Source organism: Aeromonas sp. 84A, from assembly GCF_051919345.1.
Taxonomy (GTDB): domain Bacteria; phylum Pseudomonadota; class Gammaproteobacteria; order Enterobacterales; family Aeromonadaceae; genus Aeromonas; species Aeromonas veronii.
The window spans coordinates 776,974-793,615 of record NZ_JBQBEW010000001.1 but is presented as its reverse complement, the minus strand read 5'-3'; the positions used below and the strand labels follow the sequence as shown (position 1 = coordinate 793,615).

Sequence of the window (16,642 nt, the reverse complement as noted above, 5' to 3'; positions counted from 1 at the left end):
ACCTAACCGGATAAACAACTTGCAAAAGGCGCCATGGGCGCCTTTTCTTTATGCAGGATCCCTCAGCAAAGGAGTGTAATGACGGACCCGCTTTCACCCGTAACAAAGAGTCATAAGAAGCCACTTATTTTATGACTCGCATCAAGTTTTTGGTAAATGACATGAAAGTGGTTAACAAAGGAAGCAATCTCTGTTGCCACCCCTGACAGCTCGGATAAGACACTGACGTTCGGATGGTTTTCTACCGACACTTCCCAGGAACCAAGGATAAAAGGACATTTTCCATGAAGAGCGAAATGAAGAAACAATCGGGTTTTACCCTTATTGAACTGATGATCGTGGTCGCGATCGTGGCCATTCTGGCAGCGGTAGCGCTGCCGGCGTATCAGACCTACACAACCAAAGCTCGTTTTACCGAAGTGGTATCTGCTACCGGAGCTTACAAAACAGCAATTGAGATCTGTGCCCAAACAACCGGTGCAGCAAATGGAGCATTGAGTAGCTGTGATGCGGGAACAAATGGGGTTCCTGCTAACGTAACAACAGCCAACGGAAATGTTGCAAGCATTAGCGTTAATGATACGACTAATGCAATAACCGCAACCGCTGTAGGTAACGCCACAACACCTGTTAATGGGCTGAAGGGCGAGACTTACATTTTGGTTCCGACAGTAACGTCCGGTAAAGTAAACTGGGCAGCCAACCCTAGTGGCTCTGTTGGTACATGTGTAGCTGCTGGCATCTGCTAATAACTAATGACCTCTAGCCCTAATAGCGGCCTGGCGTTAAGCCTGGCCGCCTCTTCACTGATCAGTGAAGAGGACTCCCAGCGCTATCTGAGCCAGGCCAAGGCCCAGCGCAAACCCTTTGTGACATTTCTGATAGAGAACGACATCCTCGACAGCAAGGCGCTCGCCGATTTTTGCGAGCTGGAGTATGGGGTACCTCTGCTGGATCTTGCCGCCTTTGATTTGGCCGAGATCCCGCAGAAATACCTCAATCAGAAGCTGATTGAGAAACACCACGTCCTGCCCATCTACACCCAGGGCCACACCCTCTATATCGCCATGTCGGATCCGACCAATGTCTCGGCGTTGGAGGACTTTGGCTTCAGCTTCGGTCTTCATACTGAAGCCCTGCTGGTGGAGGAGAACAAGCTCACCGCCGCCATCGGCAAGCTGCTGGAGAGCGAAAATGACGCCCTCGGCATGGAGGATATAGACGAGTCCGAGATTTCGGATCTCGAGGTCTCCGACGAGAACAGCCGGCTGGACGAAAGCGTCAATACCGCCGATGACGATGCTCCCATCGTCAAGTACATCAACAAGATCCTGATGGATGCCATCAAGCGCGGTGCCTCCGACCTGCACTTCGAGCCCTATGAGTTCAAGTATCGGGTTCGCTTTCGCATCGATGGCATTCTGCATGAAATTGCCACACCGCCGGTCAACCTCTCCAACCGCTTCTCCGCTCGCCTCAAGGTGATGGCGCGACTCGATATTGCCGAGCGGCGGTTGCCGCAGGATGGCCGCATCAAGTTGAAGTTGTCGCGCAACAAGTCGATGGATATGCGGGTCAACACCCTGCCCACCATGTGGGGGGAGAAGATCGTGATCCGTCTGCTCGACTCCTCGGCCGCACGCCTCAATATCGAACAACTCGGCTTTGACGACCGGCAGAAGGCACAATACCTGCGCGCCCTCTCCAAGCCGCAGGGGATGATCTTGGTGACCGGCCCCACCGGCTCGGGTAAAACCGTCTCGCTCTATACCGGCCTCAATATTCTCAATACCACCGAGGTGAACATCTCAACCGCCGAAGATCCGGTAGAGATCAACCTGCCCGGCGTCAATCAGGTGCAGGTCAATCCCAAGGCGGGGCTAACCTTCGCCAGCGCCCTGCGCTCCTTCTTGCGGCAAGACCCGGATGTGGTGATGGTGGGTGAAATACGGGATCTAGAAACCGCCGAGATCGCCATCAAGGCGGCGCAGACCGGCCATCTGGTGCTCTCCACCCTGCACACCAACTCCGCCGCCGAGACCCTGACCCGGATGATGAACATGGGGGTGCCTGCTTTCAACATCGCCTCCTCGGTAACCCTGATCATGGCCCAGCGGCTGGCCCGTAAACTGTGCGATCACTGCAAGGCGCCGGAAGTGGTGCCGGAAGCAGAACTGCTGGAGCTGGGCTTTACGCCGCAGCAGTTGGCGGCGGGGCTGCGACTGTTCAAACCGGTCGGCTGCAAGGAGTGTTCCGGCGGCTACAAGGGACGGGTCGGCATCTACGAAATCATGCTGATGTCGGAGAACATCGCCAAATTGATCATGCAAGGGGCCAACTCCCTGCAAATCGCCGCTATCGCCCAAAAAGAGGGGATGCGTACCCTGCGCACCTCGGGGCTGGAGAAGGCCCGGCTCGGAGTCACCAGTCTGGCCGAGGTCAACCGGGTCACCACCAACTGATCCACGTGCGGAACGACCCGCAGGTTTGGTTGGCAGAGCGAATTCGTCGTTCACGAACACGGAATTGATGACAGCCCGAACAACAGAGTAATCAGATATTCAAATAACCGGTATGGCGCCAAGAAGGCACCGCCCACCCTATCAGTACCCCGCAGGCATCAAGCCAGTGGGCACCTTGACCAGGTTGGTGACGCGCAGAGTCCGACTCTGACAACCAACCCCATTGCAGGATGCAAAGATGGCAACCCTAACGAAAAAGAACAATGCCCCCAAGAAAGTCTTCGCCTTCCGCTGGCACGGGGTAAACCGCAAGGGGCAGAAGGTCTCCGGCGAGCTGCAGGCCGACAGCATCAACACCGTCAAGACCGAACTGCGCAAGCAGGGGGTCAACGTCACCAAGGTAGCCAAGAAATCCCAGGGGCTCTTCTCCAAGGGCGGCGCCAAGATCAAGCCGATGGATATCGCCATCGTCTCACGCCAGATCACCACCATGCTCTCCGCCGGCGTACCACTGGTACAGAGTCTGCAGATCATCGCCCGCAGCCACGAGAAAGCCTCGATGCGCGAACTGATGGGGGAGATTGCCGCAGATGTGGAGACCGGTACCCCCATGTCGGAGGCGCTGCGCCGCCATCCTCTCTATTTCGATGATCTCTATTGCGATCTGGTGGAAGCCGGTGAGCAATCCGGTGCACTGGAGACCATCTACGACCGTATTGCCACTTACCGGGAAAAGTCGGAAGCGCTCAAGTCGAAGATCAAGAAGGCGATGTTCTACCCCACCATGGTCATTCTGGTCGCCATCGTGGTCACCTCCATCCTGCTGCTGTTCGTCATTCCGCAGTTCGAGGATATCTTCAAGAGCTTTGGTGCCGAGCTGCCGGTGTTCACCCAGTTTGTTATCGGCATCTCCCGCTTTATGCAGAACTGGTGGTATGTCTTCTTTGGTGGCACCGCCCTTGGCATATTCCTTTACGTGCGGGCCTGGCGGGCCTCCCAGAAGGTGAAAGACAATACCGACAAGTTCGTCCTCACCATTCCGGTGGTCGGGATGATCCTGCACAAGGCGGCGATGGCCCGCTTTGCACGCACCCTGTCGACCACCTTCTCCGCCGGTATCCCGCTGGTGGATGCGCTGATTTCGGCAGCAGGTGCCTCCGGCAACTATGTCTATCGCACCGCCGTCATGGCGATCCGCAACGAGGTGGTGGCAGGCATGCAGATCAACGTGGCGATGCGCACCGTCGATCTCTTCCCCGACATGGTGATCCAGATGGTGATGATCGGTGAGGAGTCCGGCGCCATCGATGATATGCTCTCCAAGGTCGCCACCATCTTCGAACAGGAGGTGGATGACTTGGTCGATGGCCTCACCAGCCTGCTGGAACCCCTCATCATGGTGGTGCTCGGGGTGCTGGTCGGCGGCATGGTTATCGCCATGTACCTGCCCATCTTCAAGCTTGGCGACGTGGTAGGCTGATTTATCAGGGCATGGCACCAAAACCATGCCCTCCCCTCATTCAATAACTGACGGTTGGTTATGACACTTCTTCTCGAGCTGGCTCACAGCTTGCCCTGGCTCTACTTCTCGCTGGTTTTTCTCTTCTCCCTGATGATCGGCAGTTTCCTTAATGTGGTCATCCACCGCCTGCCCATCATGCTGGAGCGGGAGTGGCAGGCCGAGTATCGCAGCTACTTCGCCCCCGACGAAGAGGCCGTTGCGCCAGAGCGCTACAACCTGATGGTGCCGCGCTCCGCATGCCCTCACTGTGGTCACGCCATCACTGCGCTGGAGAACATCCCGCTGTTGAGCTGGCTCTGGCTCAAAGGGCGTTGCCGCGACTGTCAGGCCCCCATCTCGGCCCGCTATCCGCTGGTAGAGCTGCTGACCGCCCTGCTATCGGTAGCCGTAGCCATGGTCATAACACCGGGCTGGGGCACACTGGCCGCCCTGTTGCTGACCTGGGTGCTGGTCGCCCTCACCTTTATCGATCTCGACAAGATGTGGCTGCCCGACCAGCTCACCCTGCCACTGCTGTGGGGCGGGCTGCTGTTCAACCTGGCAAGTGGCTTCGTACCGCTGGCGGATGCCGTGATCGGCGCCATGGCGGGCTATCTGGTGCTCTGGAGCCTCTACTGGGCTTTCAAGCTGCTCACTGGCAAGGAGGGGATGGGCTATGGCGACTTCAAGCTGCTAGCGGCGCTGGGCGCCTGGCTCGGTTGGCAGGCGCTGCCCATAATTCTGCTGCTCTCATCTCTGGTCGGCGCCGTGATCGGCATCAGCCTGATCGCCTTGCAAAAACATCATCAGGGCAAGCCCATCCCCTTCGGCCCCTACCTCGCCATCGCGGGCTGGATTGCGCTGCTATGGGGCGATACCATCACCCGCTGGTATCTCTCTACCCTGCTTTGAGCAAGAGGCCCCCATGTATGTAGTTGCTATCACAGGTGGTATCGGCAGCGGCAAGACCACTATCGCCAATCAGTTTGCCGCGCTGGGTATCGAGGTGGTGGATGCCGATGTGATCGCCCGCGAAGTGGTCGAGCCGGGCACCCCGGCCCTTGCCGCCATCACCGACCATTTTGGCCCTGATGTGATTGATCCTAGCGGTCAACTCGACCGTCGCGCCCTGCGCGAGCGGGTCTTCAGTAACCCACAGGCCAAGGAGTGGCTCAATGCTTTGCTCCACCCGCTGATTCGCAGCGAAATGCTGCGCCAGTGCGCCGCGGCCAGTTCACCTTACTGCCTGCTGGTGGTACCGCTGCTGGTGGAGAACAAACTCACCGGCCTAGCCAATCGGGTACTGGTGATCGATGTGGACGAAGCCACCCAGATTGAGCGCACCTGCCGTCGGGATGGGGTATCGGCCGAGCAGGCCAAGGCCATCATCGCCGCTCAGGCGAGCCGGTCGGAACGTCTCGCCGCGGCGGATGATGTCATCGAAAACCACAATGGCAGCGAAATGGCGATTAAAACGCGGATTTTGGCGCTGCACGAGACATATCTGGCAATTGCCTCTCAACAAGGCCGCCAAGTGTGAGTACACTAGGCCGGTTTATGGCTGGCCAGGATTAGGCATGATTTACGATTTCCCCCTCAATGAAAAAAGCCGGACCTATCTTCGTCTGGAGTCCCTGTTTTCCCAGATCCGCGACAATCTGGAGAGTGAACAATCCTGGGCACATATCGCCTTCTTCAAAGGGCTGTTCGATCTGCAGGAGTTGCTTGAGCGTGGTGACCTGCGCGCCGACCTCATCAAGGATCTGGAGCGTCTCGGCCAGCGTCTGAGCCACTGGGCCAGCCTGCCCGACGTCGATCTGGAGCAGATCAAACTGATGCAGCAAGAGAGCAGCCAGCTCTCCCGCAACCTGCTCAATTCGCCACGCCCGGGTGCCCGCCTGAAAGAGGATCGTCTGCTCGGCTCCATCCGCCAGCGCTTCTCCATCCCTGGTGGTCTGTGTGCCTTCGATGTGCCGCAGCTGCACCACTGGCTCGGTACCCCGGCCATCACCCGTCACCAGCAGATGCAGGGCTGGCTGAGCGATATTAACCTGCTGATGAATGCCATCACTCTGCTGCTGCGCCTGTGGCGTGAATCAGGCAGCTTCAGTGAGCAGGTTGCCAGCAACGGTTTCTTCCAGGACACCGCCGAGAGCGCCGAGCTGATCCGCATCAAGCTGCCGGGCAATCTGTGCTGCTACCCAACCCTGAGCGGCCACAAGAACCGCTTCGCCCTGCGCTTTCTGCCCACCGCAGAACAGCCGATTGGCGACGTGCCATTCCAGCTCGCCTGCTGCTAAGGAGGGCTTATGGTCACCAAGGTAAAGTGTCCGACCTGTCAGAGCGAAGTGGAGTGGGGCCCACAGAGTCCGTTCCGCCCCTTCTGCAGCAAGCGCTGCCAGCTGATCGATCTCGGCGAATGGGCCGATGAAGAGAAGCGGATCCCGGGGGAGATCAACCCGGACCTGCTGCCGGAACCGGAAGAGGGCGATCAGTGGCTATAAGTCCCTGAACACTCACCTCTGCAATATGAAAAAAGGGCCGATTGGCCCTTTTTTGATGCTTGTTGATTGCTATCGGCTCACGCCAGCAGACCCTGTAGCCGCGCTACAATCGGGCCATTGGCATCGGGGAAGTGGTAGTTGTGCAACTCGGCCACCGGCACCCACAGACACTCCTGCCCCTCTTTGCCGAACGGCTCACCACTGAAACGGGTCACCTTCCAGATATCCAGCAATACCTGCTTCTCGGGGTAGTCGTACTGCAGTTCCATGAAGGGGGCACAATCCAATACCCGGATGCCGATCTCTTCCCACAGCTCCCGATCCAGCGCAGTCAGCAGATCCTCACCGGACTCCACCTTGCCACCGGGAAACTCCCAGCGATCCCCCTGATAGCGATCGGAGGAGCGTCTGGCGATGAAGATATCGCCCCGTTCATTCTCGATGACGCCAACCGCCACCCAGATCCGTTTTTTCTGTTCCATCAATTACCTCTGTTCGCTTGTTGCCACCAATAACAAGGCGGGCACTTGGCCCGCCTGTTATGGAATAGCGTCGATCAGGTCAACTGACCGTGACAGTGCTTGTACTTCTTGCCGGAGCCGCACGGGCAGGGATCGTTGCGACCAACCTTCTGCTCGTCGCGCACGAAGGTGGTGTGGCCCTCTTCGCCTGCGGCCTGTTCATCGGCCAGCTGGCTTTCGGCAGCGGCGTGGGTATAGGTGCGGGGAGCGGCTTCCGCCTGCTGACGCTGCTGCTCTTCCATCGCTTCCACATCGCGCTCCTGCACCTGAACACGGCTCAGGATGCTGACCACGTCGCGCTTGAGGGTTTCCAGCATCTGGGTGAACAGATCGAAGGATTCGCGCTTGTACTCCTGCTTGGGGTTCTTCTGGGCGTAACCGCGCAGATGGATGCCCTGACGCAGGTGATCCATGGCCGCCAGATGTTCTTTCCAGAGGCCATCCAGAGTTTGCAGCATCACTGCCTTCTCGAAGTTGCGCAGCACCTCTTTGCCGACCAGCTCTTCCTTGTGAGCATAGAGCTTGGTGGCTTCGTCCAGAATGCGCTCGCGCAGCTTCTCTTCATACAGCTTGTCATCTTCCGCCAGCCACTGTTGCAGCGGCAGATCCAGCGCGAAGTCTGCCTTCAGGCGCGCTTCCAGACCCGGCACATCCCACATCTCTTCCAGAGACTGTGGCGGGATGTACTCGTCGATCACCGCGCCGTAGACGTCGTCACGGATCACGTGGATGGTCTCGGAGATGTCGTTGGTATCCAGCAGCTCGTTACGCTGCTCGTAGACCACCTTGCGCTGATCGTTGGCAACGTCATCAAACTCCAGCAAGCTCTTGCGGATGTCGAAGTTGCGACCTTCCACCTTGCGCTGGGCGTTTTCGATCGCCTTGGTGACCCACGGGTGCTCGATGGCTTCGCCCTCTTCCATGCCCAGTTTCTTCATCATGCCGGTCACGCGATCGGAGGCGAAGATCCGCATCAGGGTATCTTCCATGGAGAGGTAGAAACGGGATGAGCCCGGGTCACCCTGACGACCGGAACGGCCGCGCAGCTGGTTATCGATACGGCGGGACTCGTGACGCTCGGTACCGATAATGTGCAGACCACCGGCGGCCAGCACCGCATCGTGACGCACCTGCCAGGCGGCTTTCAGCTCGGCAATCTGCTCGCTGGTCGGGTTCTCCAGCTTGGCAATCTCTGCCTGCCAGTTACCGCCCAACACGATGTCGGTACCACGACCGGCCATGTTGGTGGCGATGGTGACCGCGCCTGTCTGACCGGCCTGGGCAACGATCTCCGCTTCCATGGCGTGGAACTTGGCGTTCAGCACCTTGTGCGGGATCTTCTCTTTGGTCAGGATGCCGGAGAGCAGCTCGGAGTTCTCGATAGAGACGGTACCGACCAGTACAGGCTGGCCCTTGGCCACACACTGACGGATATCTTCGATGATGGCGGCATACTTCTCGTTGGCGGTCAGGTAGACCAGATCGCCCATGTCCTTGCGCACCATCGGCTTATTGGTCGGGATAACCACGGTATCCAGGCCATAAATCTGCTGGAATTCAAAGGCTTCGGTATCTGCAGTACCTGTCATCCCCGCCAGCTTGTTATAGAGACGGAAGTAGTTCTGGAAGGTGATGGATGCCAGCGTCTGGTTCTCGTTCTGGATCTTCACCCCTTCCTTCGCTTCAACGGCCTGATGCAGACCATCAGACCAGCGACGACCCGGCATGGTACGGCCGGTGTGCTCGTCAACGATGACGATCTCGTCTTTCTGGACGATGTAGTCCACGTTGCGCTCGAACAGGGTGTGAGCACGCAGACCGGCATTGACGTGGTGCAGCAGGCTGATGTTGGAGGCGGAGAACAGGGAGTCGTTCTCGTCCAGCAGCCCCTCTTTCTTGAGCAGCTCTTCCACGAAGATCTGACCGTTTTCGGTCAGCAGGGCCTGACGGTTCTTCTCGTCCACCGTGTAGTGACCGTCGCCGGTGTACTCTTCGGTGTCTTCCTTGTCCTGCTTGACCAGCAGCGGGATCAACTTGTTGACGCGGATATAGAGCTCTGAGCTGTCTTCGGCCGGGCCGGAGATGATGAGCGGAGTACGGGCTTCATCGATAAGCACCGAGTCAACTTCATCCACCAGCGCGTAGTTGAGCGGACGCTGTACGCGCTGCTCTGGCGAGAACGCCATGTTGTCGCGCAGGTAGTCAAAACCGAATTCGTTGTTGGTACCGTAGGTGATGTCGGCGGCGTAGGCGTCACGCTTCTGGGATGCGTCCATACCGGGCACGTTGCAGTCGACGGTCATGCCGAGGAAGGCGAACAGCGGACGGTTCGCTTCCGCATCACGCTTGGCCAGGTAGTCGTTCACCGTCACCACGTGGACGCCGCGGCCACTCAGGGCATTCAGGTAAGCTGGCAGAGTCGCAGTAAGAGTCTTACCTTCACCGGTTTTCATTTCCGCGATGCGGTTGGAGTTCAGCACCATGCCGCCGATCAGCTGCACGTCGAAGTGACGCATGCCAAACACCCGCTTGGAGGCTTCACGCACGGTCGCGAACGCTTCCGGCAGCAACTGCTCCAGGGTCTCACCCTGCTCGATACGCTGACGATACTCGGCCGTTTTGGCCTGCAACTCGGCATCGGACAGAGCCTCGAACTGCGGCTCCATGGCATTGATCTGTTTTACAATTTTGCGCAAAGCCTTGAGCGTTCTGTCGTTCCGGCTGCCGATAATCTTGGTAAGCAGTGTGCTAATCATGGGTACCAACTATTTCTGGTTATAAAAGCGTTCCGTCACTGGAACCTGAAGAAAAAAACCTAACCCCGTCTGGCACTGAGAAAGCGTGCGGGGTTGACCTGACGACCATCTTTCAACACTTCGTAATGCAGATGGACCCCGGTCGCGCGACCGGTGCGTCCCATCAAGGCAATCTTCTGACCCTGATCAACCAGGGTGCCCACCTCGACCAGCAACTTGGAGTTGTGGGCATAGCGGGTGACCAGGCCATTGCCGTGATTAATCTCCACCATATTGCCAAATTCCGGATGACGGCCCGCCCAGCTGACAATGCCGGGCCCAGTGGCCAGAATCGGGGTTCCGGGTTTGCCACGGAAATCGACCCCTTTGTGCATCTTGGCACGCCCGTTGAACGGATCGACCCGCCCACCAAACCCGGACGAGACCCAAACTCGCTCCTGCTTGACTGGCGTGCCGGAAATAAAACCGGCATCGGTGATATGGTGATTCATGATGAAAGATTCAAGTACCGACAGCTGCTCTTCACGGTTGCTGAGCTGCTGGCTGAGGTGTTTCATCGAGGCTTGCAGCTCGTTGAGGCTCACTTCCAGCTCTTCATCATAAGAAGGGCCGCCCATGGGGGGCAGCTCTTTGAAATTGAACTCGTCGGGATCGAGATCGGCCTGCTCGGTCAATCGTTCACCGAGGGCATTGAGACGGCCAAGCTGGCCTTGCATGGTGCCCACCTGAGCAGCCAGCATTGCCAACTGTTCACGGGCTTCGTCGCCACTCTGGTCGACGGACTGTTGCTCGGCAACGGCAAGCGCCACTTCCAGCGCCTCCATTTTCTGGTGCCAGCTCTGCCAGAGCCAACCACCACCAAGGGCCAACAGGGAGAAGAGAATACCGCCGACCCAGGCCAGACGTTGTTTGGGCAGGTGCAACTTGCGTCGCTGCTTGCCGTGGAGGATCAGGGTAATGCTCATAGAAATCAGTCTGCTCGGTCAGGTGCGGCCAAGAGCCTGCACGGGAAATAAAACCGGGAGATAATCGGTATTAAAGGATGGAGTAAACAAATCACGGAACGTCGGTGCGGAGAGAGGACCGACGTTCCGTTGCACAGCTATCAGGCCAGAACCAGACCGTTATCGTAGTAAGCGATAGGCGCTTTGTCGCCATCACCCTCGAAGGTCACCAGTTCCCAAGCCTCCTGCTCGGCCAGCAAGGCACGCAGCAGCTTGTTGTTCAGGGCATGTCCGGTCTTGTAGGCACGGAACTCACCGATGATGCTGCGGTTACACATGTAGAGGTCACCGATCGCGTCCAGCATCTTGTGCTTGACGAACTCGTCCTCATAACGTAAACCGTCTTCGTTCAGCACCCGATAGTCGTCCAGTACCACGGCGTTTTCCAGGCTTCCGCCCAGCGCCAGGTTCTGGGAACGCAGGTACTCGATATCGCGCATGAACCCGAAGGTACGGGCACGGCTGATCTCTTTCACGAAGGAGGCACCGGAGAAATCCAGTACGCAACGCTGATTGCGCCCTTCAAAGACCGGATGCTGGAAATCGATCTCAAGATCCATCTTGAAGCCGTTGCGATAGGGGTGGAATTCCGCCCACTTGTCGCCGTCTTCAACCCGGATGCTCTTCTTGATCCGCACAAACTGCTTGGCAGCATTCTGCTCACGGATCCCGACTTCCTGCAGCAGGTAGATAAAGGGATGCGCACTACCGTCCATTACCGGGATCTCGGGTGCGTCAACCTCAACGTAGAGGTTGTCGATCCCCATCCCGGCCAGCGCGGCAGAGAGGTGCTCGATGGTAGAGACACGGACACCGGCTTCGTTGACCAGAGCGGTACAGAGCACGGTATCGCGCACCTGATCGGCATTGGCTGGCAGCTCCACCACAGGATTCAGGTCGGTACGCAAGTAAACGATCCCTGTGTTCACAGGCGCCGGACGGAACGTCATGGTGACTTTCCGGCCCGAATGCAGGCCGACACCAGTCGCCTGTACACTCGTTTTCAAGGTTCTTTGTCTAATCATGGGTGTACCCTAAACAGCTTAAAATCCGGACCAGATGGTCGTTGGCAGGCCATCTTAGCACATTCCTTGAACAACAAACAAACAAGATCCATAAGAGGCTTAGTCAGCTTGCTTGCGCAGGAACGCCGGAATATCCAGGTAATCCGGTTCACGACGAGCTTGCGGCTCGGCGTTGACCACCTTGGCCGGGGCTTCGTCCATCACTCGGCCTTGCATCATGTCGCTGACCAGCGGCTGACGCACCGGGCGCTCTTGCACCTGGCTGCTCTTGACCAAAGTGATGTCAGGCTTGCGCTCGGCACCGATACCGGTCGCAACCACAGTCACACGCAGTTCATCGTGCATTTCCGGATCGATTACGGTACCCACTACTACAGTGGCGTTCTCGGAAGCGAAGGCCTTGACCGCGTTACCCACGGTTTCGAACTCTTCGATGGTCATGTCCATACCGGCGGTGATGTTGACCAGGATGCCACGGGCACCAGCCAGATCCACATCTTCCAGCAGCGGGCTGGAGATGGCTTTCTCGGCCGCTTCTTCGGCACGGTCATCACCAGAGGCGGAACCGGTACCCATCATGGCGGTACCCATTTCACGCATTACGGTACGCACGTCCGCGAAGTCGACGTTGATCAAGCCCGGACGGGTGATCAGCTCGGCAATGCCCTGTACCGCGCCAAGCAGTACATCGTTGGCCGCCTTGAAGGCATCCAGCAGGGAGATACCGCGACCCAGCACCTTCAACAACTTGTCGTTGGGGATGGTGATCAGGGAGTCGACGTTTTTGGAGAGCTCTTCGATACCGTGGGCGGCGAAGCCCATCCGCTTCTTCCCTTCAAAGGAGAACGGCTTGGTCACCACAGCAACGGTCAGGATGCCCATCTCGCGTGCCACTTCGGCCACGATCGGCGCAGCACCGGTACCGGTACCACCACCCATACCGGCGGCGATGAACACCATGTCGGAACCGGTCAGCAGCTCACGCAGTGCTTCGCGATCTTCCATGGCCGCATCACGACCCACTTCCGGATTGGCGCCGGCCCCCAGACCCTTGGTGATGCCACCGCCGATCTGCAGGGTAGTGTTGGCGCTGGAATTACGCAGTGCCTGGGCGTCGGTGTTGACGGTAATAAACTCAACACCCTCAATATTTTGACGAACCATGTGCTCGACAGCGTTACCGCCGCCGCCACCTACACCGATCACTTTAATGACGGCTTCGTCAGTGTGGCTATCCATAAATTCAAACATGTTGTCTCTCCGCTTTATTTGCCTGACTCAGCAAAATTCTTAGAACTCGCCACGCAGCCAGTTGCTAACCCGTTTGACCAGGCCACCGACGCTTGCCTTGGCGGCATATTCTTTGTTGCTACCTGTGGCTTGATGGGTGCGGCCATATTGCAGCAACCCGACCGCAGTCGAGTACACCGGTGCCTGCACGTAATCACTCAAACCACGTATGTTCATGGGCTCTCCCACCCGGACCTGGCTCTGGAAGATCTGCTCTGCACACTCCACAATGCCTTCAATCTGGGCAGCGCCGCCGGTCAAGACCACACCGGCTGCCAGCTGATGCTTGACCCCCTGCGCTTTCAACTCGCTTTGTACCCGCACCAGCTCATCATTCACCATGGAGAGCAACTCGGTGTAACGGGGCTCAATCACTTCAGCCAGTGTCTGCCGTTGCAGGCTGCGCGCCGGGCGACCGCCGACACTGGGTACTTCAATATTGTCTTCCTTGCTGACCAGACGGCCGAGGGCGCAACCGTAGCGCACCTTGATCGCTTCCGCGTCGAGCGGCGGCGTGCCAAAGGCGTAGGCGATGTCGCTGGTCACCGTGCTGCCAGCATACGGGATCACCTTGGTGTGGCGCAGGGCACCGCCAGTAAACAGCGACATATCCATGGTGCCGCCACCGATGTCCACCACGCAGACACCCAGCTCTTTCTCGTCTTCGGTCAACACGGCATAGCTGGAGGCCAGCGCGGAGAAGATCAGTTGATCCACCCGCAAGCCGACCTTCTCCACACATTTCTCGATGTTGCGAGCCATGTCGTTGTGGCAGGTGATCAGGTGAACCTTGGCCGCCATCCGCACACCGGAGAGGCCGACCGGATTCTTGATCCCTTCCTGATAGTCGATGGCAAACTCCTGAGGCAGCACATGCAGCACGCGCAGCTCGTCGGAGAGGCGAACCGACTTGGCAGTGTGGATCACGTTGTCCACATCCTCCTGGGTCACCTCTTCATCGGAGATGGGCACCATACCGGTCTCGTTGCGGCAATCAATATGCTTGCCGGACAACCCCAGATAGACCGAGCTGATCTGGCAATCTGCCATCATCTCGGCCTCTTCCACCGCGCGGCGCAGTGACTTGACCACGGAGTCGAGGTCATTGACCCCGCCCTTCTCCATTCCGCGAGAAGCGTGACTGCCCATACCGATGACGTTCAGTTCACCGTCCGGCAATACTTCCCCGACCAGAACCGCCACCTTGGTTGTGCCGATATCCAGTCCGACAATCAAATTCCTATCTGCGGTGTTGGTCATGCACTTTCTCTTCGCTCTTCTTCCAGCCAACTGCCATTCCGGTGTCGTATCGAAGATCCACGTAGGCGACTTGCGCACGGGGTTCGATAACCGGGAAGGCATCGATAAACCGCTGCAACCGGAGCGCAATGTCATTGCGTCCCAGGAACAGCTTGATATTGCCATCCAGGGTCAGTTCCCAGGCATGGCGGGGGGTCAGATTCACCCCCAGCAACTTGTATCCCTTGGCAGCCAGTTGCGACTCGTACTGCCGACTCTCTTTCAACACCCGGGCGGCCTGATCATCCGGCCCTGACAGCTGCAACAGCGGCGTCTTGACCCGATCCGGGGCACTGAATACCTTGCCCTTGGTGTTGACGAAGCGGTTGCCATTCCAGCGCGCCGCCACATCTTGTTCCGTGAGGTAGATCTTGATCTTGTTCGGCCACTTCTTTCGTACCGAGACCGAGGCCACCCATGGCAGGGCATTGAGCCGTGCCTGCAATTCGTTGACGTCCAATTCGAAGAAGTTGCGCAGCTCGGCGCCATCCAGCACAGCCATCCGCAGCTCTTCGGTTTGCAAATACTGGTGTTGCCCCTGCAGCAACAGCTCGCTCATGGGCAACCGGTTGGCATCTGTCAGCCAACCTTTAACATCCAGCGCCGTCCGGTAGCAGCCCCATATCACCAGCAGGAAAAACGCTACCCCTGCGATGAAGCCACCCTTGGTGCGCCCCTGTGCCCTTGCCTCCACCCGATCGATCCCCGTGTAACGCGCTAAACCGGCCTTTGACAGACCGGTTCGCCATTATATAGGCCCCGGCTTGGCGGTCAAAATACTCATTGGGCCCTCAGGCGCCAGATTTCATGCTATCTATGCTCAATTTCATCTCTCCGAGACGACGGGCCAGTGCCCCGACGTTCCCGGCGCCTTGAGTCAGCACCAAATCCCCCTCGCCGATCAGGTCGGCCAGCACGGCTGGCACGTCATCTGGTGTAGCGACGAAGATGGGTTCCAGGTTGCCGCGCGAGCGAATGGAGCGGCACAGTGCCCGTCCATCAGCTCCCGGGATCGGCTCCTCACCGGCAGCATAAACCTCCAGCATCACCAGCACGTCTACCTTGGAGAGCACATCGGCGAAGTCCTCGTAGAGGTCGCGGGTGCGGGTATAACGGTGCGGCTGGAACACCATCACCAGACGCTTCTCGGGCCAACCGGCACGGGCGGCGTTGATGGTGACCTTCACTTCGCTCGGGTGGTGACCGTAATCGTCCACCAGCATCGCCTTGCCGCGACCGGTTTCAAACTCGCCATACTGCTGGAAGCGACGACCAACCCCTTCAAATTTGGCCAGAGCAGAGATGATGGCCTCATCGCTAACACCGTCCTCTGTCGCGACAGCTATCGCCGCTGCGGCGTTCAATGCGTTGTGAATACCCGGCAAATTGAGGGTCACCTGCAGCTCACCCGCCTCTTTGCGGCGAACACGGAAGCAGCTGTGGTTGGTGGTCTGGACAAAATCCAGCACCTGCACATCCGCATCGTCAGAGAGACCGTAGGTCAGGGTCGGACGGGCAATCTCGGGCAACATGCCACGGATCACCGGATCATCGATGCAGACCACCGCCAGTCCGTAGAAGGGCAGGTTGTGCAGAAACTCGATGAAGGTGGCCTTCAGCTTGGAGAAATCACCGCCGTAGGTATCCATGTGATCCGCTTCGATGTTGGTCACGATAGAGACCATCGGCTGCAGATGCAGGAAAGAGGCATCGCTCTCGTCCGCTTCGGCAATCAGGTAGCGGCTGCTGCCCAGGCGGGCATTGGTGCCGGCACTGTTGAGCAGACCACCGATGACGAAGGTCGGATCGCGGTCGGCTTCGGCATAGATACTCGCCACCAGACTGGTGGTGGTGGTCTTGCCGTGGGTACCGGCAATGGCGATACCGTGACGGAAACGCATCAGCTCGGCCAGCATCTCGGCGCGGCGCACCACCGGGATCCGCAGTTCGCGGGCAGCCAGCAGCTCCGGGTTGTCCTGCTTGATGGCAGTAGAGACCACCACCACGCTGGCACCCTCAACGTGTTCGGCACTGTGGCCGACGAAGATGTGCGCGCCCAGTCCAGCCAACCGCTCGGTCACGGCGTTGCGAGCCAGATCAGAACCCGTTACCTGATACCCTTCGTTGGCAAGCACTTCGGCGATCCCGCCCATACCGGCACCACCGATGCCGATAAAGTGGATGCGACGCACGCGGCGCATTTCGGGGATCACAGTACGCAGTTTTGCCAGTTCAACCTTGGTCATAATCGTCTCTTTAGTCTGCCGCAGGCCATGTACC

The 16,642-nt window shown here is 58.3% G+C and carries 15 protein-coding genes; 7 read left to right on the top strand and 8 right to left on the bottom strand.

The features are described from left to right. Positions 1–296 precede the first annotated feature (296 nt). The 7 genes from tapA to yacG all read left to right on the top strand — a co-directional run bounded on the left by tapA (position 297) and on the right by yacG (position 6,467). Entirely contained in the window at positions 297–749 is a 453-nt protein-coding gene (gene tapA / locus ACTG20_RS03820) for a type IVa pilus major pilin TapA (RefSeq protein ID WP_194495698.1), read from the top strand. Positions 750–755: 6 nt separating this feature from the next. Next, complete coding sequence (tapB, locus tag ACTG20_RS03815; protein WP_013723413.1) at positions 756–2,462, top strand: PilB family type IVa pilus assembly ATPase TapB; 1,707 nt, start codon at positions 756–758, stop codon at positions 2,460–2,462. A 238-nt stretch (positions 2,463–2,700) separates the two neighbouring features. Continuing rightward, positions 2,701–3,942 carry a type II secretion system F family protein gene (locus ACTG20_RS03810; protein ID WP_194495588.1) on the top strand — a complete coding sequence of 414 codons (1,242 nt, stop codon included), beginning with the start codon at positions 2,701–2,703 and terminating at the stop codon, positions 3,940–3,942. Positions 3,943–4,002: 60 nt separating this feature from the next. After that, complete coding sequence (locus tag ACTG20_RS03805) at positions 4,003–4,875, top strand: prepilin peptidase (RefSeq protein ID WP_439987464.1); 873 nt, start codon at positions 4,003–4,005, stop codon at positions 4,873–4,875. Between the two features lie 13 nt (positions 4,876–4,888). Further along, a complete protein-coding gene (gene coaE / locus ACTG20_RS03800) occupies positions 4,889–5,503 on the top strand; it encodes a dephospho-CoA kinase (protein WP_103251668.1) in 615 nt (204 codons plus the stop codon). A gap of 37 nt (positions 5,504–5,540) precedes the next feature. Further along, positions 5,541–6,263 (top strand): cell division protein ZapD, encoded by a 723-nt coding sequence (zapD, locus tag ACTG20_RS03795; protein WP_236356082.1) that lies wholly within the window; start codon positions 5,541–5,543, stop codon positions 6,261–6,263. A 9-nt stretch (positions 6,264–6,272) separates the two neighbouring features. Continuing rightward, entirely contained in the window at positions 6,273–6,467 is a 195-nt protein-coding gene (gene yacG / locus ACTG20_RS03790) for a DNA gyrase inhibitor YacG (RefSeq protein ID WP_005336142.1), read from the top strand. Between the two features lie 77 nt (positions 6,468–6,544). Here the strand turns inward: yacG and mutT are convergent, their stop codons facing one another. The 8 genes from mutT to murC all read right to left on the bottom strand — a co-directional run bounded on the left by mutT (position 6,545) and on the right by murC (position 16,608). Further along, positions 6,545–6,949 carry an 8-oxo-dGTP diphosphatase MutT gene (gene mutT, locus ACTG20_RS03785; protein WP_439987463.1) on the bottom strand — a complete coding sequence of 135 codons (405 nt, stop codon included), beginning with the start codon at positions 6,947–6,949 and terminating at the stop codon, positions 6,545–6,547. Between the two features lie 74 nt (positions 6,950–7,023). Next, on the bottom strand, positions 7,024–9,744 hold the full coding sequence (gene secA / locus ACTG20_RS03780) for a preprotein translocase subunit SecA (RefSeq protein ID WP_005336144.1): 2,721 nt from the start codon (positions 9,742–9,744) through the stop codon (positions 7,024–7,026). A gap of 59 nt (positions 9,745–9,803) precedes the next feature. Next, a complete protein-coding gene (locus ACTG20_RS03775; RefSeq protein WP_042079683.1) occupies positions 9,804–10,709 on the bottom strand; it encodes a M23 family metallopeptidase in 906 nt (301 codons plus the stop codon). A gap of 140 nt (positions 10,710–10,849) precedes the next feature. Continuing rightward, positions 10,850–11,773 carry a UDP-3-O-acyl-N-acetylglucosamine deacetylase gene (gene lpxC / locus ACTG20_RS03770; RefSeq protein WP_139734529.1) on the bottom strand — a complete coding sequence of 308 codons (924 nt, stop codon included), beginning with the start codon at positions 11,771–11,773 and terminating at the stop codon, positions 10,850–10,852. A 99-nt stretch (positions 11,774–11,872) separates the two neighbouring features. Further along, entirely contained in the window at positions 11,873–13,024 is a 1,152-nt protein-coding gene (gene ftsZ / locus ACTG20_RS03765) for a cell division protein FtsZ (protein WP_005336147.1), read from the bottom strand. A gap of 39 nt (positions 13,025–13,063) precedes the next feature. Beyond that, positions 13,064–14,323: a cell division protein FtsA gene (gene ftsA, locus ACTG20_RS03760; RefSeq protein WP_005336148.1), complete on the bottom strand. Its 1,260-nt coding sequence runs from the start codon at positions 14,321–14,323 to the stop codon at positions 13,064–13,066. Continuing rightward, entirely contained in the window at positions 14,304–15,056 is a 753-nt protein-coding gene (locus tag ACTG20_RS03755) for a cell division protein FtsQ/DivIB (protein WP_005336149.1), read from the bottom strand. Before ACTG20_RS03755 ends, ftsA begins: the two co-directional genes overlap by 20 nt. A 97-nt stretch (positions 15,057–15,153) precedes the next feature. Next, entirely contained in the window at positions 15,154–16,608 is a 1,455-nt protein-coding gene (murC, locus tag ACTG20_RS03750; protein ID WP_005336150.1) for a UDP-N-acetylmuramate--L-alanine ligase, read from the bottom strand. Positions 16,609–16,642: the final 34 nt, after the last annotated feature.